Annotated in this window: 16 protein-coding genes; 8 read left to right on the top strand and 8 right to left on the bottom strand. The window is 56.3% G+C overall.

What is annotated here, in order from left to right:
* Positions 1-25 precede the first annotated feature (25 nt).
* Positions 26-526: a type III secretion system chaperone family protein gene (locus tag AC2FIM_RS10505; protein ID WP_142636568.1), complete on the bottom strand. Its 501-nt coding sequence runs from the start codon at positions 524-526 to the stop codon at positions 26-28.
* Between the two features lie 308 nt (positions 527-834).
* Positions 835-1,083 carry an accessory factor UbiK family protein gene (locus AC2FIM_RS10500; RefSeq protein WP_142636566.1) on the bottom strand — a complete coding sequence of 83 codons (249 nt, stop codon included), beginning with the start codon at positions 1,081-1,083 and terminating at the stop codon, positions 835-837.
* Positions 1,084-1,180: 97 nt separating this feature from the next.
* Between AC2FIM_RS10500 and lgt the strand changes: the two genes are divergently transcribed.
* Genes lgt through pgeF form a run of 3 tightly spaced genes read left to right on the top strand, consistent with a single transcriptional unit; the run spans position 1,181 to position 3,884 of the window.
* Positions 1,181-2,062 (top strand): prolipoprotein diacylglyceryl transferase, encoded by an 882-nt coding sequence (gene lgt / locus AC2FIM_RS10495; protein WP_271949224.1) that lies wholly within the window; start codon positions 1,181-1,183, stop codon positions 2,060-2,062.
* Positions 2,062-3,129, top strand: a complete 1,068-nt coding sequence (locus AC2FIM_RS10490; RefSeq protein WP_271949223.1) for a class I SAM-dependent methyltransferase — start codon at positions 2,062-2,064, stop codon at positions 3,127-3,129. The genes lgt and AC2FIM_RS10490 overlap by 1 nt, the downstream gene beginning before the upstream one ends.
* Positions 3,126-3,884 carry a peptidoglycan editing factor PgeF gene (gene pgeF, locus AC2FIM_RS10485; RefSeq protein WP_496677646.1) on the top strand — a complete coding sequence of 253 codons (759 nt, stop codon included), beginning with the start codon at positions 3,126-3,128 and terminating at the stop codon, positions 3,882-3,884. Before AC2FIM_RS10490 ends, pgeF begins: the two co-directional genes overlap by 4 nt.
* A gap of 241 nt (positions 3,885-4,125) precedes the next feature.
* On the opposite strand, the gene AC2FIM_RS10480 is transcribed toward pgeF, so the two are convergent.
* Positions 4,126-4,305 (bottom strand): hypothetical protein, encoded by a 180-nt coding sequence (locus tag AC2FIM_RS10480; protein WP_185956677.1) that lies wholly within the window; start codon positions 4,303-4,305, stop codon positions 4,126-4,128.
* Positions 4,306-4,610: 305 nt separating this feature from the next.
* On the opposite strand from AC2FIM_RS10480, the gene AC2FIM_RS10475 reads away from it, so the two are divergent.
* Positions 4,611-5,393 carry a Hint domain-containing protein gene (locus AC2FIM_RS10475; RefSeq protein WP_271949219.1) on the top strand — a complete coding sequence of 261 codons (783 nt, stop codon included), beginning with the start codon at positions 4,611-4,613 and terminating at the stop codon, positions 5,391-5,393.
* Between the two features lie 116 nt (positions 5,394-5,509).
* Here AC2FIM_RS10475 and AC2FIM_RS10470 read toward each other — a convergent pair whose 3' ends face one another.
* Positions 5,510-6,010: an Lrp/AsnC family transcriptional regulator gene (locus AC2FIM_RS10470; protein WP_142636556.1), complete on the bottom strand. Its 501-nt coding sequence runs from the start codon at positions 6,008-6,010 to the stop codon at positions 5,510-5,512.
* 225 nt (positions 6,011-6,235) lie between these two features.
* Between AC2FIM_RS10470 and trxB the strand changes: the two genes are divergently transcribed.
* From trxB to AC2FIM_RS10450, 4 genes are all read left to right on the top strand, one after another.
* The gene (gene trxB, locus AC2FIM_RS10465) at positions 6,236-7,177 is read left to right on the top strand and encodes a thioredoxin-disulfide reductase (protein ID WP_271949214.1); all 942 of its coding nucleotides are present in this window, start codon (positions 6,236-6,238) and stop codon (positions 7,175-7,177) included.
* Between the two features lie 4 nt (positions 7,178-7,181).
* Positions 7,182-7,649, top strand: coding sequence for an RES family NAD+ phosphorylase (locus tag AC2FIM_RS10460; RefSeq protein ID WP_271949211.1), 468 nt, complete (start codon positions 7,182-7,184; stop codon positions 7,647-7,649).
* Positions 7,650-7,709: 60 nt separating this feature from the next.
* Positions 7,710-9,380: an adenylate/guanylate cyclase domain-containing protein gene (locus AC2FIM_RS10455; protein WP_271949208.1), complete on the top strand. Its 1,671-nt coding sequence runs from the start codon at positions 7,710-7,712 to the stop codon at positions 9,378-9,380.
* 217 nt (positions 9,381-9,597) lie between these two features.
* Positions 9,598-11,316 (top strand): bifunctional sulfate adenylyltransferase/adenylylsulfate kinase, encoded by a 1,719-nt coding sequence (locus tag AC2FIM_RS10450; protein ID WP_142636548.1) that lies wholly within the window; start codon positions 9,598-9,600, stop codon positions 11,314-11,316.
* Between the two features lie 57 nt (positions 11,317-11,373).
* On the opposite strand, the gene AC2FIM_RS10445 is transcribed toward AC2FIM_RS10450, so the two are convergent.
* From AC2FIM_RS10445 to AC2FIM_RS10430, 4 genes are all read right to left on the bottom strand, one after another.
* The gene (locus AC2FIM_RS10445; protein ID WP_496708112.1) at positions 11,374-12,234 is read right to left on the bottom strand and encodes a hypothetical protein; all 861 of its coding nucleotides are present in this window, start codon (positions 12,232-12,234) and stop codon (positions 11,374-11,376) included.
* Complete coding sequence (locus AC2FIM_RS10440; protein ID WP_496706697.1) at positions 12,234-13,118, bottom strand: PhzF family phenazine biosynthesis protein; 885 nt, start codon at positions 13,116-13,118, stop codon at positions 12,234-12,236. The genes AC2FIM_RS10445 and AC2FIM_RS10440 overlap by 1 nt, the downstream gene beginning before the upstream one ends.
* 92 nt (positions 13,119-13,210) lie before the next feature.
* A complete protein-coding gene (locus tag AC2FIM_RS10435) occupies positions 13,211-13,435 on the bottom strand; it encodes a DUF1150 family protein (RefSeq protein ID WP_142636543.1) in 225 nt (74 codons plus the stop codon).
* Between the two features lie 5 nt (positions 13,436-13,440).
* A complete protein-coding gene (locus AC2FIM_RS10430) occupies positions 13,441-13,854 on the bottom strand; it encodes an Hsp20 family protein (protein WP_142636541.1) in 414 nt (137 codons plus the stop codon).
* Positions 13,855-14,013: the final 159 nt, after the last annotated feature.

Genomic DNA, 14,013 nt, shown 5'->3' with positions numbered 1-14,013 from the left:
CGCTTATTTGGCTCGGGGCAAAGCTTTACGCGCGGCCGTAGGCCTCTGCAATGGCGACTTGCATCGCGTCTTCCGGGGTACGGTTGCCCCATGTGACCAGTTGGATCGCGGGATAATAACGCTCGGCGCTCAGGACCGCTGCAGTGATCATCGTATCAATCTGTTCCGGGCTGGCCATCTGACCACCCGCAAGAACCAGACCGTACCGGTAAACCATCAGCTTCTGATTGGCCCAGTATGTGAAGGCCCCGGCCCAGCACTGATCGTTCATCTTGTTCAGCAGTTCATAAAGCTCGGTCTCGCGCGCCTCAGGTGGCTCCATCTCGAACGAGCATACCATACGCAGCGTTTCGTCATAATTCGACCAGGCTAGCGTAATCGAGTAGGTGCGCCACTGTCCTTCGACAGCCATTGCGATCTGATCATCCCCGATCCGATCAAAGTCCCAATCGTGATGTTCGGCAAGATGTTCAACAATGTCGATTGGATGAAGGTCTTCTTCAAGAAACTGCTCGGAAAGGGCCATAATGCCACCTCACTAATTTCTAGCACTTCGGGGCTGGCAGCGCCCCAGCGCTAGTTGCCTGCTCTACAAGCCGGGCTTCCCCCATAGGCCTGTACTAAATATGGTGCGCTGTGGGTGATGGCCTGACAACCCCCATTTTTGGGGATAACAGCAATAAGTTGTGGATAGCTGGCAACGGGGATCAAAATATTGGCATCAGATGCAGCTTTGTCTTGATTAATTCCCGCAAGACGGCATGATGCACAACACCGCACAACCCAGAACCGGATTGCGCGGCGTTTGTCTTTTTTCGAAAATTTCGCGGGGGATTATTCGCCCAGCTTGGCTTCCAACGCTGCAATGCGCGCCTCGAGCGCTGTGTTTTCCTCGCGCGCTTTCTGAGCCATGGCACGGACAGCGTCGAATTCTTCGCGTGTGACGAAATCGCGATCAGCCAGCCAACGGTCGATCATCGACTTCATGGCGTTCTCCGCCTCGTCCTTTGCGCCTTGGGCAACACCCATGGCGTTGGTCATGAGTTGGGAAACATCATCCAGAATCTTGTTGCGGGTTTGCATGGTTATCCTCCGATTTGGCGGTTGGTCTCTATATGGGGAATGATTGGCGCAGGCTCAAGGTTGACTTAACCCTCAAAGCCCGGGCAATGAGACGCACATGCAGGCTGTTCTGAATTTCCCCGATCTGTCGCCCGAACTTTTCTCGATCTCGCTGTTCGGGATGGAGTTCGCACTTAGATGGTACGCCCTCGCCTATATCGCTGGGATTGTGATTGCATGGCGCCTGGGGGTGATCGCCCTAAAGCGCCCCGCCCTGTGGCCCGACAAGGCGCCACCTATGCAACCCGCCCAGCTTGAGGATCTGATCACCTGGATCATTCTGGGCGTGATTCTGGGCGGGCGACTTGGGTTCGTGCTGTTTTATCAACCAGCCTATTACCTTTCGAACCCGATCGAAATTCTGATGGTCTGGCAGGGCGGCATGGCCTTCCACGGTGGATTGCTAGGCGTCGTCGTGGCCTCATATATCTATGCAAGACGTCACCAAATTTCGATTTTGCCGCTTGCTGATCTGATCGCGCATACCGTGCCGCCTGGGCTGTTATTGGGTCGTGTCGCGAATTTCATCAACGCCGAACTGTGGGGAAGGCCCAGCGACCTGCCCTGGGCCTTTGTATTCCCTGGTCCTGCCGCCCAAAACTGCCCGACGGTTATTGGTCTTTGCGCCCGCCACCCCTCTCAGCTTTACGAAGCCGCGCTTGAGGGGTTGCTGCTGGGTGCCTTGCTCTTGTGGTTGGCCTATCGGCGCCACGCTTTCCTACGGCCCGGTCTGGTCACAGGCGTGTTTATGGCGGGCTATGGCGCATCGCGTTTCATTGTCGAGTTTTTCCGGCAACCCGATGCACAGTTTGTTTCGGCCGGAAATCCGCTTGGACTTGCCTGGCAAATGGGCGGCTACGGCCTGACCATGGGCCAGTTACTGTCTTTGCCAATGATTGCCTTTGGCCTTTGGCTGGCATCACGCGCTAAGGCCAAGTGATGACCCTCGCCAACCTCTTACAGGCACGTATCGCACAAGACGGCCCGATGAGTGTAGCCGACTATATGACCGAATGCCTGCTGCACCCGACACTGGGATATTACTCCACCCGCGACCCCCTTGGCCCGCAGGGCGATTTCATCACCGCCCCGGAAATCAGCCAGATGTTTGGCGAACTAATCGGGCTCAGCCTTGCGCAATGCTGGATTGACCAGGGGCGTCCGGGCCGTTTCACGCTAGCGGAGCTGGGTCCCGGGCGCGGAACGCTGATGGCTGACATGCTGCGTGCAACACAGGGCGTGGATGGCTTTCACCCGGCGGCAGATATTGTACTGCTTGAGGCCTCACCAACCCTGCGCGCCATTCAGGCAAAGACGCTGGATGCCTATGCTCCACGCTGGATTACATCGGTCACCGATCTACCCGATTCCCCGCTTTTTCTGGTGGCAAACGAGTTCTTTGACGCCCTGCCCATTCGCCAATTCATCCGCGATGACAGCGATTGGCGGGAACGTTTGATCGGGATGAAGGACGAATCACTGGCTTTTGGCCTGGGGCCGCGGTCGCCACAGATCGCTTTGAAGAACCGGCTTGAGGACACGCAGGATGGGGATCTGGTCGAGCTTTGCCCTTCGGCCATACCGATCATCACTGTGATCGCCGGACGGATCGCGACACATGGCGGGGCCGGACTGATCCTGGATTATGGCGACTGGCATTCGCTTGGGGATACTTTTCAGGCGCTACATGCCCACAAGCCGATAGACCCGCTTTCCAGCCCCGGACAAGCTGATCTGACCGCCCATGTGGACTTCGAACCTCTAGCGAGCGCAGCGCGAGCGGCAGGCTGCGCCCATTCGCGCCTGACACCCCAAGGCGTTTTTCTGGAACGGCTGGGCATCACTGCGCGGGCGCAAGCATTGGCGAAACCACTCAGCGGGTCCAAGCTTGAGGCGTTAGTAGCCGCACATCGCCGGTTGACGCACCCAGAGGAAATGGGAAACCTGTTCAAAGTACTGGGCCTGTACCCATCTTATGCCGCATTACCACCGGGACTGGAATCATGACGCTGGAAATTCTGACTTCGGATCTCTTGTCATCCGTACGCCATGGTTTTTTCTGCCGCCGAGGCGGGGCCTCATCCGGGGTATTTTCAGGGCTCAACTGCGGTCATGGATCATCTGACCAGACCGAGGCTGTCGCGATAAACCGTAACCGCGTAGCGGATGCGATGGAGGTCGATCCCGGATCCCTTATCGGGGTGCATCAGGTGCATTCACCGACGGTCATAACTGTTGATGGTCCAATCGACGGGGAAAAGCCTAAAGCAGACGCGTTGGTTACGGCCTATCCCGGGCTGGCGCTGACCATCCTCACGGCGGATTGCCAACCTGTTCTTTTTGCCGACACCCACGCAAAAGTGATAGGAGCTGCACATGCGGGTTGGCGCGGCGCGCTAGACGGTGTGCTTGAGGCCACGTTGGACTCCATGGAGGCGCTAGGAGCACGGCGCGAGAATACAGTGGCTGTCATAGGGCCCACAATCTCTCAAACTGCGTATGAGGTCGGACCCGAGTTCCTAGAAGAATTTGCCACTGAATCATCAGAAAACCTGCGATTCTTCGCAAATGGAACGGGTGATCGGATGCAATTTGACCTCCCGTCCTATGGGCTGCACCGGTTACGTCAGGCTGGTGTCGGGCATGCAGAGTGGATTCGTCATTGCACCTATTCGGACCCGAACAGATTCTATTCGTACCGCCGATCGGTTCATGCAAAAGAAGCCGACTACGGCCGCCTGATTTCCGCAATCAAACTGTGACGCGCGTCCTGATTGTGGCGAAATCGCCGCTTTTTCGCCACATTTGTTGTGTCTATATGAGTCGCCAAAATTAGGTTTTATTGCCCTCTCTCAGATGGTTATCTGCATATTTCCGAATGTGAGCGCGGCTAGATTAAGAAAAGGAAACAACCAACTTTCTTTTGTCCCAGATTCAACCCGCGTCAGCCTTATGGCCGCCTCAATATGGCGACACGTTAGGCTCAGATTGGGTCGTTAGGCACTAAGCCTTGAACGAGTAGGACAACAGGATGAAACAAAGATCCCGCTTTCTCAGCGCTGTTCTGAAAGCGTCCAGAGAGCAAAAACTGGAGATGCCGTGGAAGCGGGTTTCCAGCCGTTCTGCCAGTGTGGCGCGCCGTTTGGCTTCGCGACGCTGATTAGACAGGCCTACCAAAGCCATTCTGCCGGCTTTGAGGGTCAAGACACACAGCGGGGGTGCTCCGATCCGGTGTGTGGCGCTTCACAGACGCTTTCTGTGAATGTGTTTAGGAGTTTGTGTGCGTAGACAATTTTCGTCTGCGAGTTGTGAGTTTGTCTGGGGGGTCAATGTGTTGACCAAGAGTTTGCGAAATTCCATCGCACCGCGCGGCCGTTACAGCCGACGTCTCGAAGTCGCCATAGCATTCAAGACAAAGAAAACCGATCAGGCGGGCCTGTACGGGGGTTCAGCCTTCCTGAGCGGATGTTTGAGGGGACGGAATTAGTATGACTATTCCACATTCTTTGGCCCGCGCCGCCAGAAACGCCGTCGATACGTCGACAATGCTGCGCGAGATTCCAAGAAATACAACAAAACAAAAAGCGCAGCTGCGGCGCTATGAGGTCAGTTCATTGTTGAGCAATGGCGAGGTATCCCAAACCCGCCACATCGCGCCAGCGCTGCCCATGTTCGAGGATGCGTTTTGTGCCTTTACGCGGGGTTCGCTTGTCGAAACCGAAAACGGGCCGATAGCGATCGAAGATCTTTTACCTGGCGATACGGTTTTGACCCAGAATGGAACTTCGGAAACCGTGGTCTGGAAGGGCTCGGTTACTTTGATCCCCGGGCGCGAAGACTCGCGTGGTCGCACGCGCCCGCTGACACGCATCATGGCGGATACCTTCGGAATGCAAAAACCGATGTCAGGCGTGACTGTCGGTCCGGCTGCGCGTCTGTTAGGCACCCCAGCACATCTGCGGCACTTGTATGGCGGATCTCCTGTTTTGACGCCCGCACACGAGTTTCAAGACGGGATGGGCGTCATCGAGATGCTACCGCCTACCCCAATCGAATTGTTTCACATCTGTCTGAAACGCCATTCGGTTATCAAGGTAGACGGATTACAGTTTGAATCATATCATCCAGGCGTAAATGCGGTTCGGATGATCAGCCATTCGCTTCGCTCAATCTATTTGAACTTGTTCGAGCATGTCGAATCGCTGAATGACTTTGGCCCGCTGCAGTTACCGCGTGCCGGAGATGGAGAGGTGGACGCAATCACTGCCTGAGTTTTAACCAGTACTGCAAAGTGGGGGCTTTATGCAGATTTTAATTAGTTGGGTGTTGTTTCTGGTTGTCACGGCGATTCTGCCGCCGTGCACCAGCCGTCACAAAAGGATGCGCTTTACGCCGTCCGGTTCATTCGTTCTTCCAGGACGTCAAACGGTACACCGGGCTCGTCCTTAGCGCCGCGTATCACAAGTGAGGTTTTAACGCTGGCTACGTTTGGCGTGGTCAGCAACTCGCCTGTTAAAAACTGCTGAAAGCTGCTGAGATCAGGAGCGACGCATTTCAGAATAAAATCCACTTCGCCGTTCAGCATGTGGCATTCACGGACAAGTGGCCATTCGCGGCAGCGTTCCTCGAATGCGCTGAGTTCGGCTTCGGCTTGGCTTTCCAATCCGACGCTTGCAAAGACCTGAACCTCAAAACCCAGCTCACGCGCATTCACTTCCGCATGGTATCCGCGGATAAGGCCCGAGTCCTCCAAAGTACGCACGCGCCGCAGGCACGGAGGCGCGGAAATTCCCACACGTTTCGCGAGCTCTACATTGGTCATGCGACCGTCTGCCTGCAATTCTGCCAGAATCTTGCGGTCAATCTCGTCCAGCCGTGTCGCGACCATAAAAAGCTCCTGAATTTTCGGTTGTTATATCAGCACCCAAGGGATGCGCAATAATGTTTCGCGTTTGCGCAATATTCTTTGGTTTTCCAGGTATTTTTCTAGCGCGAGTTGTGAAACGGATTCTCCGATACGGCACGAAGGGGCTTTAAGCGCCTCAAGGGGGTCGCTATATCCATTCGCCAAGGGGCCGCAGGCCCGTATCAGGCAGATCGAGTTGGGGGTATCATGGCCGAAACGAAACACACCAGGGTTCTGATAATCGGGTCAGGGCCTGCCGGTTATACTGCGGGCGTATATGCCAGCCGTGCGATGCTGGAACCGATCCTGGTTCAGGGCATCGAGCCGGGCGGACAGCTGACGACCACCACCGAGGTCGAGAACTATCCCGGTTTTACCGAAGTCCAGGGGCCTGATCTGATGATCAAGATGCAGGAGCATGCCGCCGCGATGGGGTGCGAGATCATCGGCGACATCATCAGCGATCTGGATGTCTCGAAACGCCCGTTCACCGCAAAGGGCGACAGCGGCACCATCTACACCGCCGATGCGGTCATTCTGGCCACTGGCGCGCGGGCGAAATGGCTGGGATTGTCCTCGGAAGAGAAGTTCAAAGGCTTTGGCGTTTCCGCCTGCGCCACATGCGACGGGTTCTTCTATCGCGGGCAGGAGATCGTTGTAATCGGCGGCGGCAATACCGCCGTGGAAGAGGCGCTGTTTCTGACCAACTTTGCCAGCAAGGTCACCTTGATCCATCGCCGCGATGAATTGCGCGCCGAAAAGATTCTGCAGGATCGGCTGATGAAGAACGACAAGATCGAGCCCCTGTGGTTCCACGAACTGGACGAGGTCATCGGAACCGATGCGCCTTTGGGTGTCGAAGGCGTGCGCGTCAAGAATGTGAAAACCGGTGAGATTCGCGAAATCCCCTGTAAAGGTGTTTTCATCGCCATCGGCCACGCACCCGCGAATGAGCTGGTCAAGGACTCGCTGGAAACCCATATGGGCGGCTATGTGATCACCAAACCGGGCTCCACAGAAACCTCCATTCCAGGTGTCTTTGCTGCCGGAGACCTGACAGATCACATCTACCGTCAAGCCGTTACCAGCGCCGGGATGGGCTGTATGGCCGCGCTGGATGCTGAACGGTTCCTGGCCGAGCAGGATTAATCAGGTGATCGAATTCTCCGGCCCGATCTGGAGAATTCTGTTCCTCTCACAGATAGACGCCCCTTTGGCCCCAGCACGGGCGCCAGAGGGGCGTTTTCATTATACGGGCCAATTCGCGCTTTATTCTTCGCTGAGCGCTGAGGGTGCCGAAGTAGCCATCAAACGCTATGTCTGCCCATCCGATCCACCACGCATTCTTCAAAAATGCCGGATCACCGGCGCTCGGCTGGTAGATCTGCGGGGGCGCAGCGAAGCCTCGGTCGTGTGGCAGGATACCCACGAAAAAGAAGGCGCCTCACCCACCTGGCTATTTTCGGATGACGCCCGCGCCAAAGGCGCCGACGGCTTGCTATACAGCTCGCGATCCCGGCCAGAACTCAGTCATGCGGTTTTGTTTAGCACCTCGCCAGAGGTAGTGTGCCTGGATGGGGATCCGCATCCCTGGTTGCCGGGGCATAGAGGCTTCGCTTGACCCCCGCTCTGCGCCGTTACAGACTCTGAGATGCGAGCAAAACGAACACAGGTGAACCGAGTGAAAAGCGTACTATGGCAAGGCGGGTGGGCTACCCGGCTGAGGATCATGAGCGGCCTGATCCTGTTCATCTTTGCCTTCTTTCACTTCATCAATATCGGTCTGGGACTGTTTCATACTGATTATCTCCACGGAATGCAGAAAGGCCGCCATGTCATTACGCGCAATAACATCGGCAGCGCGATTCTATATCTGGCCTTGCTCGTGCATTTTGGGCTGGCGCTGTATTCGTTAGCTCAGCGCAGAACCATGCGAATGCCTTTCAGTCTGGGGCTACAGGTGGTGCTTGGATTTGTGATTCCACTGCAACTGATCTCGCACCTTGTTCACACCCGATACGCACATTCAGTTTTCGGGGTTAATGATGAGATGGGTTATATCATCGCGCTAATGTGGCCCAGCTATGCAATCTGGACACAAAGCCTGCTTTTGCTGGTGGTTTGGGTCCACAGTTGCATCGGTCTTCACATGTGGCTGCGCCTGACATCCTGGTGGCAAAGGACGCTACCTTATTTGATCGGGCTCGCCGTGTTCATTCCGTCTTTCGCTCTGGCAGGTCTTTTGACAGAGGGCCGACGCATCTGGGCTGATTTCGCCGACCCGTTTCTGCGCGATCAGTATATAGAACATTACAACTGGCCATCGCCCGAGGCATTTCAGGCTCTGATGGGTGTGAGGCAAGATACGCTGCTTGCATTCGGGCTGGCGGTTGGCGCTACATTGCTTGTGTTTCTGGTGCGCAAAATTTTGCGACGCCGGCATTCGGTGCGCATCAAATATGTGGAAGGCCCCGAAATTGTGGCCGAAAAAGGCATGACTCTGCTTGAGATTTCTCAGGCCAACGGCATTCCCCACACTGCGCTATGTGGTGGCAAGGGGCGCTGCACCACCTGTCGCGTTATTGTCGAGAATGGTGCAGATCAGCTCCCCGTCCCCAGTGAGATCGAGGCCCGCAGCTTGGCTGCCGTAAAAGCACCCGAAGGCGCACGCCTGGCCTGTCAGATCCGCCCGACCGAGCCAATCACGGCCTTTCGGATGTACAATCCCGGTAGCGGTCGCAATCGCGCCCATGCCAGTCAGGGGCAGGAACGTAAACTGGCGGTGCTGTTTCTGGACATGCGTGGGTTCACGGCACTGACCACCGGGCAGTTGCCCTATGACATCGTTTTCCTGCTCAACCGGTTCTTTGACGCCATCGTACCAGCCATCACCTCGGATGGGGGTGTGGTCGACAAGTATATGGGTGACGGGCTGCTGGCAGTGTTTGAAACCACCGATGCTGCAAGTTCAGCACGGGCCGGGATGAAAGCTGCAGCCAATGTCAGCCGCGCATTGCAACGGTTCAACGAGCAACTCGAAACCGAGGGCAGCCCGCTTATCCGCATTGGAATGGGGTTACATCTGGGCGATCTGGTTCTGGGCGAAATCGGCGCCGTGGGCACTGCAAGCCGCACGATTATCGGCGACGCCGTGAATGTCGCCAGCCGATTGGAGGCCGAGACCAAGGGGTTGGGTGTCGAGCTTTTGGTTTCGGGCGATCTGCTGAAGGCAGCGGGGCATGACGGTTGGCAGAACGATCTGCGCCCCTTCCAGTTGCGTGGGGTAACAAGGCCAATTTCTGCCCTGCCGGTCGAACGTGCATCCGACCTCAGCCCCAAGATTGCCGCCTGAGAACACACTCATTCAAACCGGTCTATTTGGCCTTGATCCAAGGGATTGTCGTCGGGTTTCGCGTCAAAATGTGGAAAATCCTTCCAATCCGGAGAAAAACCGCGCATATCGTCCTTTGTTTCATAAATCCATCTGGACTTCACCCGGCCGCCGGGGCACATGCCCGGCAAACGCCCCTGAATCACTGGCCAATCCATCCTTCGACAAGAGAATTCCCATGACGATGTTAAGCAATCTGGCGCCGATCTCTGAACTTTATGTTTCGTACGAGTCCGCACAGAAACTGAAAGTAGAAGCTGCCGACCTGACAAGCTGGGACCTGAGCCCTCGTCAGATCTGTGATCTGGAACTGCTGATGAATGGCGGGTTCAACCCGCTGAAAGGGTTCCTAAGCGAGGCCGATTACGACAATGTCGTCGAAAACATGCGCCTGGCCGACGGCACCCTTTGGCCGATGCCAATCACGTTGGATGTCAGCGAAGACTTCGCTGAGGGCATCAAACTGGGTCAGGACATTGCACTGCGCGACCAAGAAGGTGTCATTTTGGGCACCATGACTGTGACCGACCGCTGGACGCCGAACAAGGCGCGCGAGGCGGAAAAGGTCTTTGGCGCAGATGACGATGCTCACCCGGCGGTCAACTACCTGCACAACACTGCGGGCAAGGTTTACTTGGGCGGTCCTGTTGTTGGTATCCAACAGCCCGTTCACTATGACTTCCGCGCTCGCCGCGACACACCGAACGAGCTGCGCGCCTATTTCCGCAAGCTGGGTTGGCGCCGTATTGTTGCGTTCCAAACCCGCAACCCGCTGCACCGCGCGCATCAGGAACTGACCTTCCGCGCCGCCAAAGAGGCGCAGGCCAACCTGCTGATCCATCCGGTTGTTGGTATGACCAAGCCGGGCGACGTGGACCACTTTACCCGCGTACGTTGCTATGAGGCTGTTCTGGACAAGTACCCGGCCTCGACAACTTCGATGTCACTGCTGAACCTGGCGATGCGTATGGCAGGCCCGCGCGAGGCGGTGTGGCACGGGTTGATCCGCGCCAACCACGGCTGCACGCATTTCATTGTCGGCCGTGACCACGCAGGCCCCGGCAAGAACTCAGCCGGCGAAGATTTCTATGGCCCCTACGACGCACAGGATTTGTTCCGCCAGTTCCAGGATGAAATCGGCGTCGAAATGGTCGATTTCAAGCACATGGTCTTTGTGCAGGAACGCGCTCAATACGAACCGAATGACGAGATCGCAGACAAAGACAACGTCACGATCCTGAACATCTCCGGCACAGAACTGCGCCGCCGTCTGGCCGAAGGCCTGGAAATCCCCGAATGGTTCAGCTTCCCTGAGGTTGTGACCGAACTGCGCAAGACCAAACCGCCGCGCAGTCAGCAGGGTTTTACCGTATTCTTCACCGGTTTCTCCGGCTCGGGCAAATCGACCATCGCCAACGCGCTTATGGTAAAGCTGATGGAGATGGGCGGTCGTCCGGTGACCCTGCTGGATGGTGACATTGTTCGTAAGAACCTGTCATCGGAACTGGGCTTCTCGAAAGAGCACCGCGACCTGAACATCCGCCGCATCGGCTATGTGGCCAGCGAGATCACCAAGAACGGCGGCATCGCTATCTGTGCCCCAATCGCACCCTACGCCACGACCCGCCGCGCCGTCCGCGAAGATGTCGAAGCGTTCGGCGCTTTTTGCGAGGTTCACGTGGCCACCAGCATCGAAGAATGCGAACGCCGCGACCGCAAGGGCCTGTACAAGCTGGCGCGTGAAGGCAAGATCAAGGAATTCACCGGAATTTCCGATCCCTACGACGTACCTGCCAATCCTGAGTTGAGCGTCGAGACCGAGAATGTGGACGTAGACAACTGTGCCCACCAGGTTCTGCTCAAGCTGGAAAGCATGGGTTTGATCGCCGGATCGTAACCTGCGCAAAGAATCAAGCAAAAGGCCCTCGGTTTCCGGGGGCCTTTTGCTATTGGATTATAGTTCTGCCCGAATGGCGGCGACGGCGCGTCCTTCGAAATCACCAAACTCGGCCGCTTTGGACTGGCTGGCCCGCAGGGCATCTAGACGCGCGGCATAGTCATCGACCGAAGCGGCTTGAATCGCACTCCGAATGTCGGCCTCGGAATCGCACAGGATCATCCCGGATGTGTCGAAGAAATCACCAATATTGGGACAGCCCCAATAGATCGGCACTGTCGAGCACAAGATCGCGTCTGTCAGCTTTTCCGAAAAGTAATTCCGCTCCCGCACATTCTCGATCACCACCGAATAGCGATATGGGGCCAGCCCGTCAGACTTCAGGTCAAACGGAGTATAGCCACGCCCCATAATATCGACATCTGCCCCGGATTCACGAACCCAGTCGATCACGGAATGGCGCAGCTGATGTCCTTCGAGATCACGTTTGGCCGAGGCGATCAAAGAACAGGATTTGGATTTCTCGACCAAAAGTTCTCGCCAATCAGGCACCATCGTCACGCCATAAGGCAGAAACACGGCGTTTGGGATACCTTGCAACAAAACATCATGAAAGGTCAGCACCCGGAAGAACCGCCGCCACGTATAGCGCAACATGCGATCATGTTTGGCATGGATGGCCGAAGGCTCTCCCATCATCAAAGATATCCGCGCACGTGTTCCCCGACGAAGACGCAGATGTACGGTGGAATTGGGGTACATGATCAGATGGTCCGTGTGCGCAAGATCGCCCACTGTTTTTCCGATCAGACGATCCGGGCAACCTTCGGGCCAGGTCAGTTCCGACAAAGGAACCGTGGCCAGTTTCGGCCCTAACCGATGCCCATAGGGCAATATGGCGATTGCAGGTTCTGTCATCATCCGGCATCTGGCAAATTGACCTGACCCCGCATCAGAATATGCCCGCGACCGGCGACCTTGATGCCTGTCATCGCATCCGATGGGCCAGCTCGGGTAACAGTCGCCTGACCGGGGCGCCCCATATCATGGCCTTGCTCGGCAATAAAAACGTCCTTTGGCATCAGCCCATGTTTCCAGAGATACGCCGCCATCGCACCTGTGGCAGATCCGGTAAACGGATCCTCGGGCGGGCTGGGCGGGGCCAACAGCAATCTCGAGAATGTATCGCCTGCTTTGGTCGCGCCTTTGAGCGTTACAAGAAAAGGTTCGGCCATATCGGAGCCGGAAAAGCCCGCCTTTTCGGCAATCTCGCGCAAAGGCCTTTCGACCAGTTTTGCCGCGCGCAGGGCGTCGTGATCACGAAGAACAGTGACACAGAAGGGCAGCCCGGTAGAAACAAATTGCGGCGGCGAGATAATCGCCTCTTTGGGCAGGCTGATGGCAGAGGCGACCAGCTCGGCGGGAACATAGGCGCCGAATTGTGGTGCAATCTGCGTCATCTCGATTTCATCACCGCTGATGCAGATCGAAACGATCCCCGCGCCGGTTTCAAGCGTCAGGGTATTGCCTTGCAGCATTCCTCTGGACTGTATTGCAGCTACGGTTGCGATCGTGGGATGCCCGGCAAAGGGGATTTCGCGACTGGCCAGAAAATAACGAACCCGGAAATCGGCCACATCGGACGGGCCAGTAAAGGTGCATTCAACCAAGGACGTCTCGCGCACATAGGCCATGCAGACGTCTTCGGACAGAGCTGCCCCACCATGAACAACAGCGCACCCATTGCCACCAAAGGCGCGATCGCTGAAGGCGTCTACCCAGTCAAAGTCGAACCAGTTCATGTGTCGTGCACTCCGATATTCGAACCATCATAGGTTCGACTGTCTCGCCCGACAGGCCATGGATGTCACGAGGAAAACGTACGGAGGCCGCTTTAGTGCACGGCCACCGGTGAAAAATCATGCTCGCGCGCCAGGTTAAACGCCAGCTTGCGATCAGCAACCAGTGCCAGTTGCTGGCCGTCGGCATCGTGTACCGCATATAGCAGGCTCAGATCTCCGGCCTGTTCGCGAACTTCCCGAGGTAGATCGGCGACTTCAACTGTTTTGACATAGACGATCCGATCGCCTTCGGCGTTGATTTCAAACGGTGTATTCATTGCTCTTACCCCTTCCTTATGTTGATCGTTTGCACCACGGTTTCGGGCACGGCGCGGGTCAGATCCACATGCAGCAGACCATTTTCAATGATCGCCTCGCCAACCTCGACCCCATCGGCCAACACGAACATGCGCTGAAACTGACGTGCCGCGATCCCACGGTGTAGAAAGATACGTCCTTCGCTGTCGTCGCGCTGACGTCCCCGGATCACCAACTGTCGATCTTCGATGGTAATCGACAGGTCCTCTTCTGCAAACCCGGCCACGGCCAAGGTAATGCGGTAGGAAAAATTCGAGGTCTGTTCAATATTATAGGGCGGATACCCCTCATTTCCGGCCTTTGCAGACCGCTCCAGAAGGCGTTCCAACTGCTCGAACCCCAAAAGATGCGGGTATGAGCCCAGAGTAAGTTTAGACACGTATTTTCGTCCTTTATTGCCAAAGCGACGTGTTGTGCGGCCCCATTCTGGCAACCGCGTATAATAGAATATGGGAATATACAGCGATGTCCACAAGGTCTGGCCGGATCAAGCCTGACACACTATCTTGTGTGACAAGCACCACAACAACTCTGAGTC

This window comes from Ruegeria sp. CDSC052 (assembly GCF_059610685.1).
This window is presented reverse-complemented; position numbering and strand designations above follow the sequence as displayed.

Excerpts from the sequence above, each read along its gene's own strand:
- AC2FIM_RS10505 (WP_142636568.1), bottom strand. The coding sequence starts at position 526 with ATGGCCCTTTCCGAGCAGTTTCTTGAAGAAGACCTTCATCCAATCGAC.
- AC2FIM_RS10500 (WP_142636566.1), bottom strand. The coding sequence starts at position 1,083 with ATGCAAACCCGCAACAAGATTCTGGATGATGTTTCCCAACTCATGACC.
- lgt (WP_271949224.1), top strand. The coding sequence starts at position 1,181 with ATGCAGGCTGTTCTGAATTTCCCCGATCTGTCGCCCGAACTTTTCTCG.
- AC2FIM_RS10490 (WP_271949223.1), top strand. The coding sequence starts at position 2,062 with ATGACCCTCGCCAACCTCTTACAGGCACGTATCGCACAAGACGGCCCG.
- pgeF (WP_496677646.1), top strand. The coding sequence starts at position 3,126 with ATGACGCTGGAAATTCTGACTTCGGATCTCTTGTCATCCGTACGCCAT.
- AC2FIM_RS10480 (WP_185956677.1), bottom strand. The coding sequence starts at position 4,305 with ATGGCTTTGGTAGGCCTGTCTAATCAGCGTCGCGAAGCCAAACGGCGC.
- AC2FIM_RS10475 (WP_271949219.1), top strand. The coding sequence starts at position 4,611 with ATGACTATTCCACATTCTTTGGCCCGCGCCGCCAGAAACGCCGTCGAT.
- AC2FIM_RS10470 (WP_142636556.1), bottom strand. The coding sequence starts at position 6,010 with ATGGTCGCGACACGGCTGGACGAGATTGACCGCAAGATTCTGGCAGAA.
- trxB (WP_271949214.1), top strand. The coding sequence starts at position 6,236 with ATGGCCGAAACGAAACACACCAGGGTTCTGATAATCGGGTCAGGGCCT.
- AC2FIM_RS10450 (WP_142636548.1), top strand. The coding sequence starts at position 9,598 with ATGACGATGTTAAGCAATCTGGCGCCGATCTCTGAACTTTATGTTTCG.
- AC2FIM_RS10445 (WP_496708112.1), bottom strand. The coding sequence starts at position 12,234 with ATGACAGAACCTGCAATCGCCATATTGCCCTATGGGCATCGGTTAGGG.
- AC2FIM_RS10440 (WP_496706697.1), bottom strand. The coding sequence starts at position 13,118 with ATGAACTGGTTCGACTTTGACTGGGTAGACGCCTTCAGCGATCGCGCC.
- AC2FIM_RS10435 (WP_142636543.1), bottom strand. The coding sequence starts at position 13,435 with ATGAATACACCGTTTGAAATCAACGCCGAAGGCGATCGGATCGTCTAT.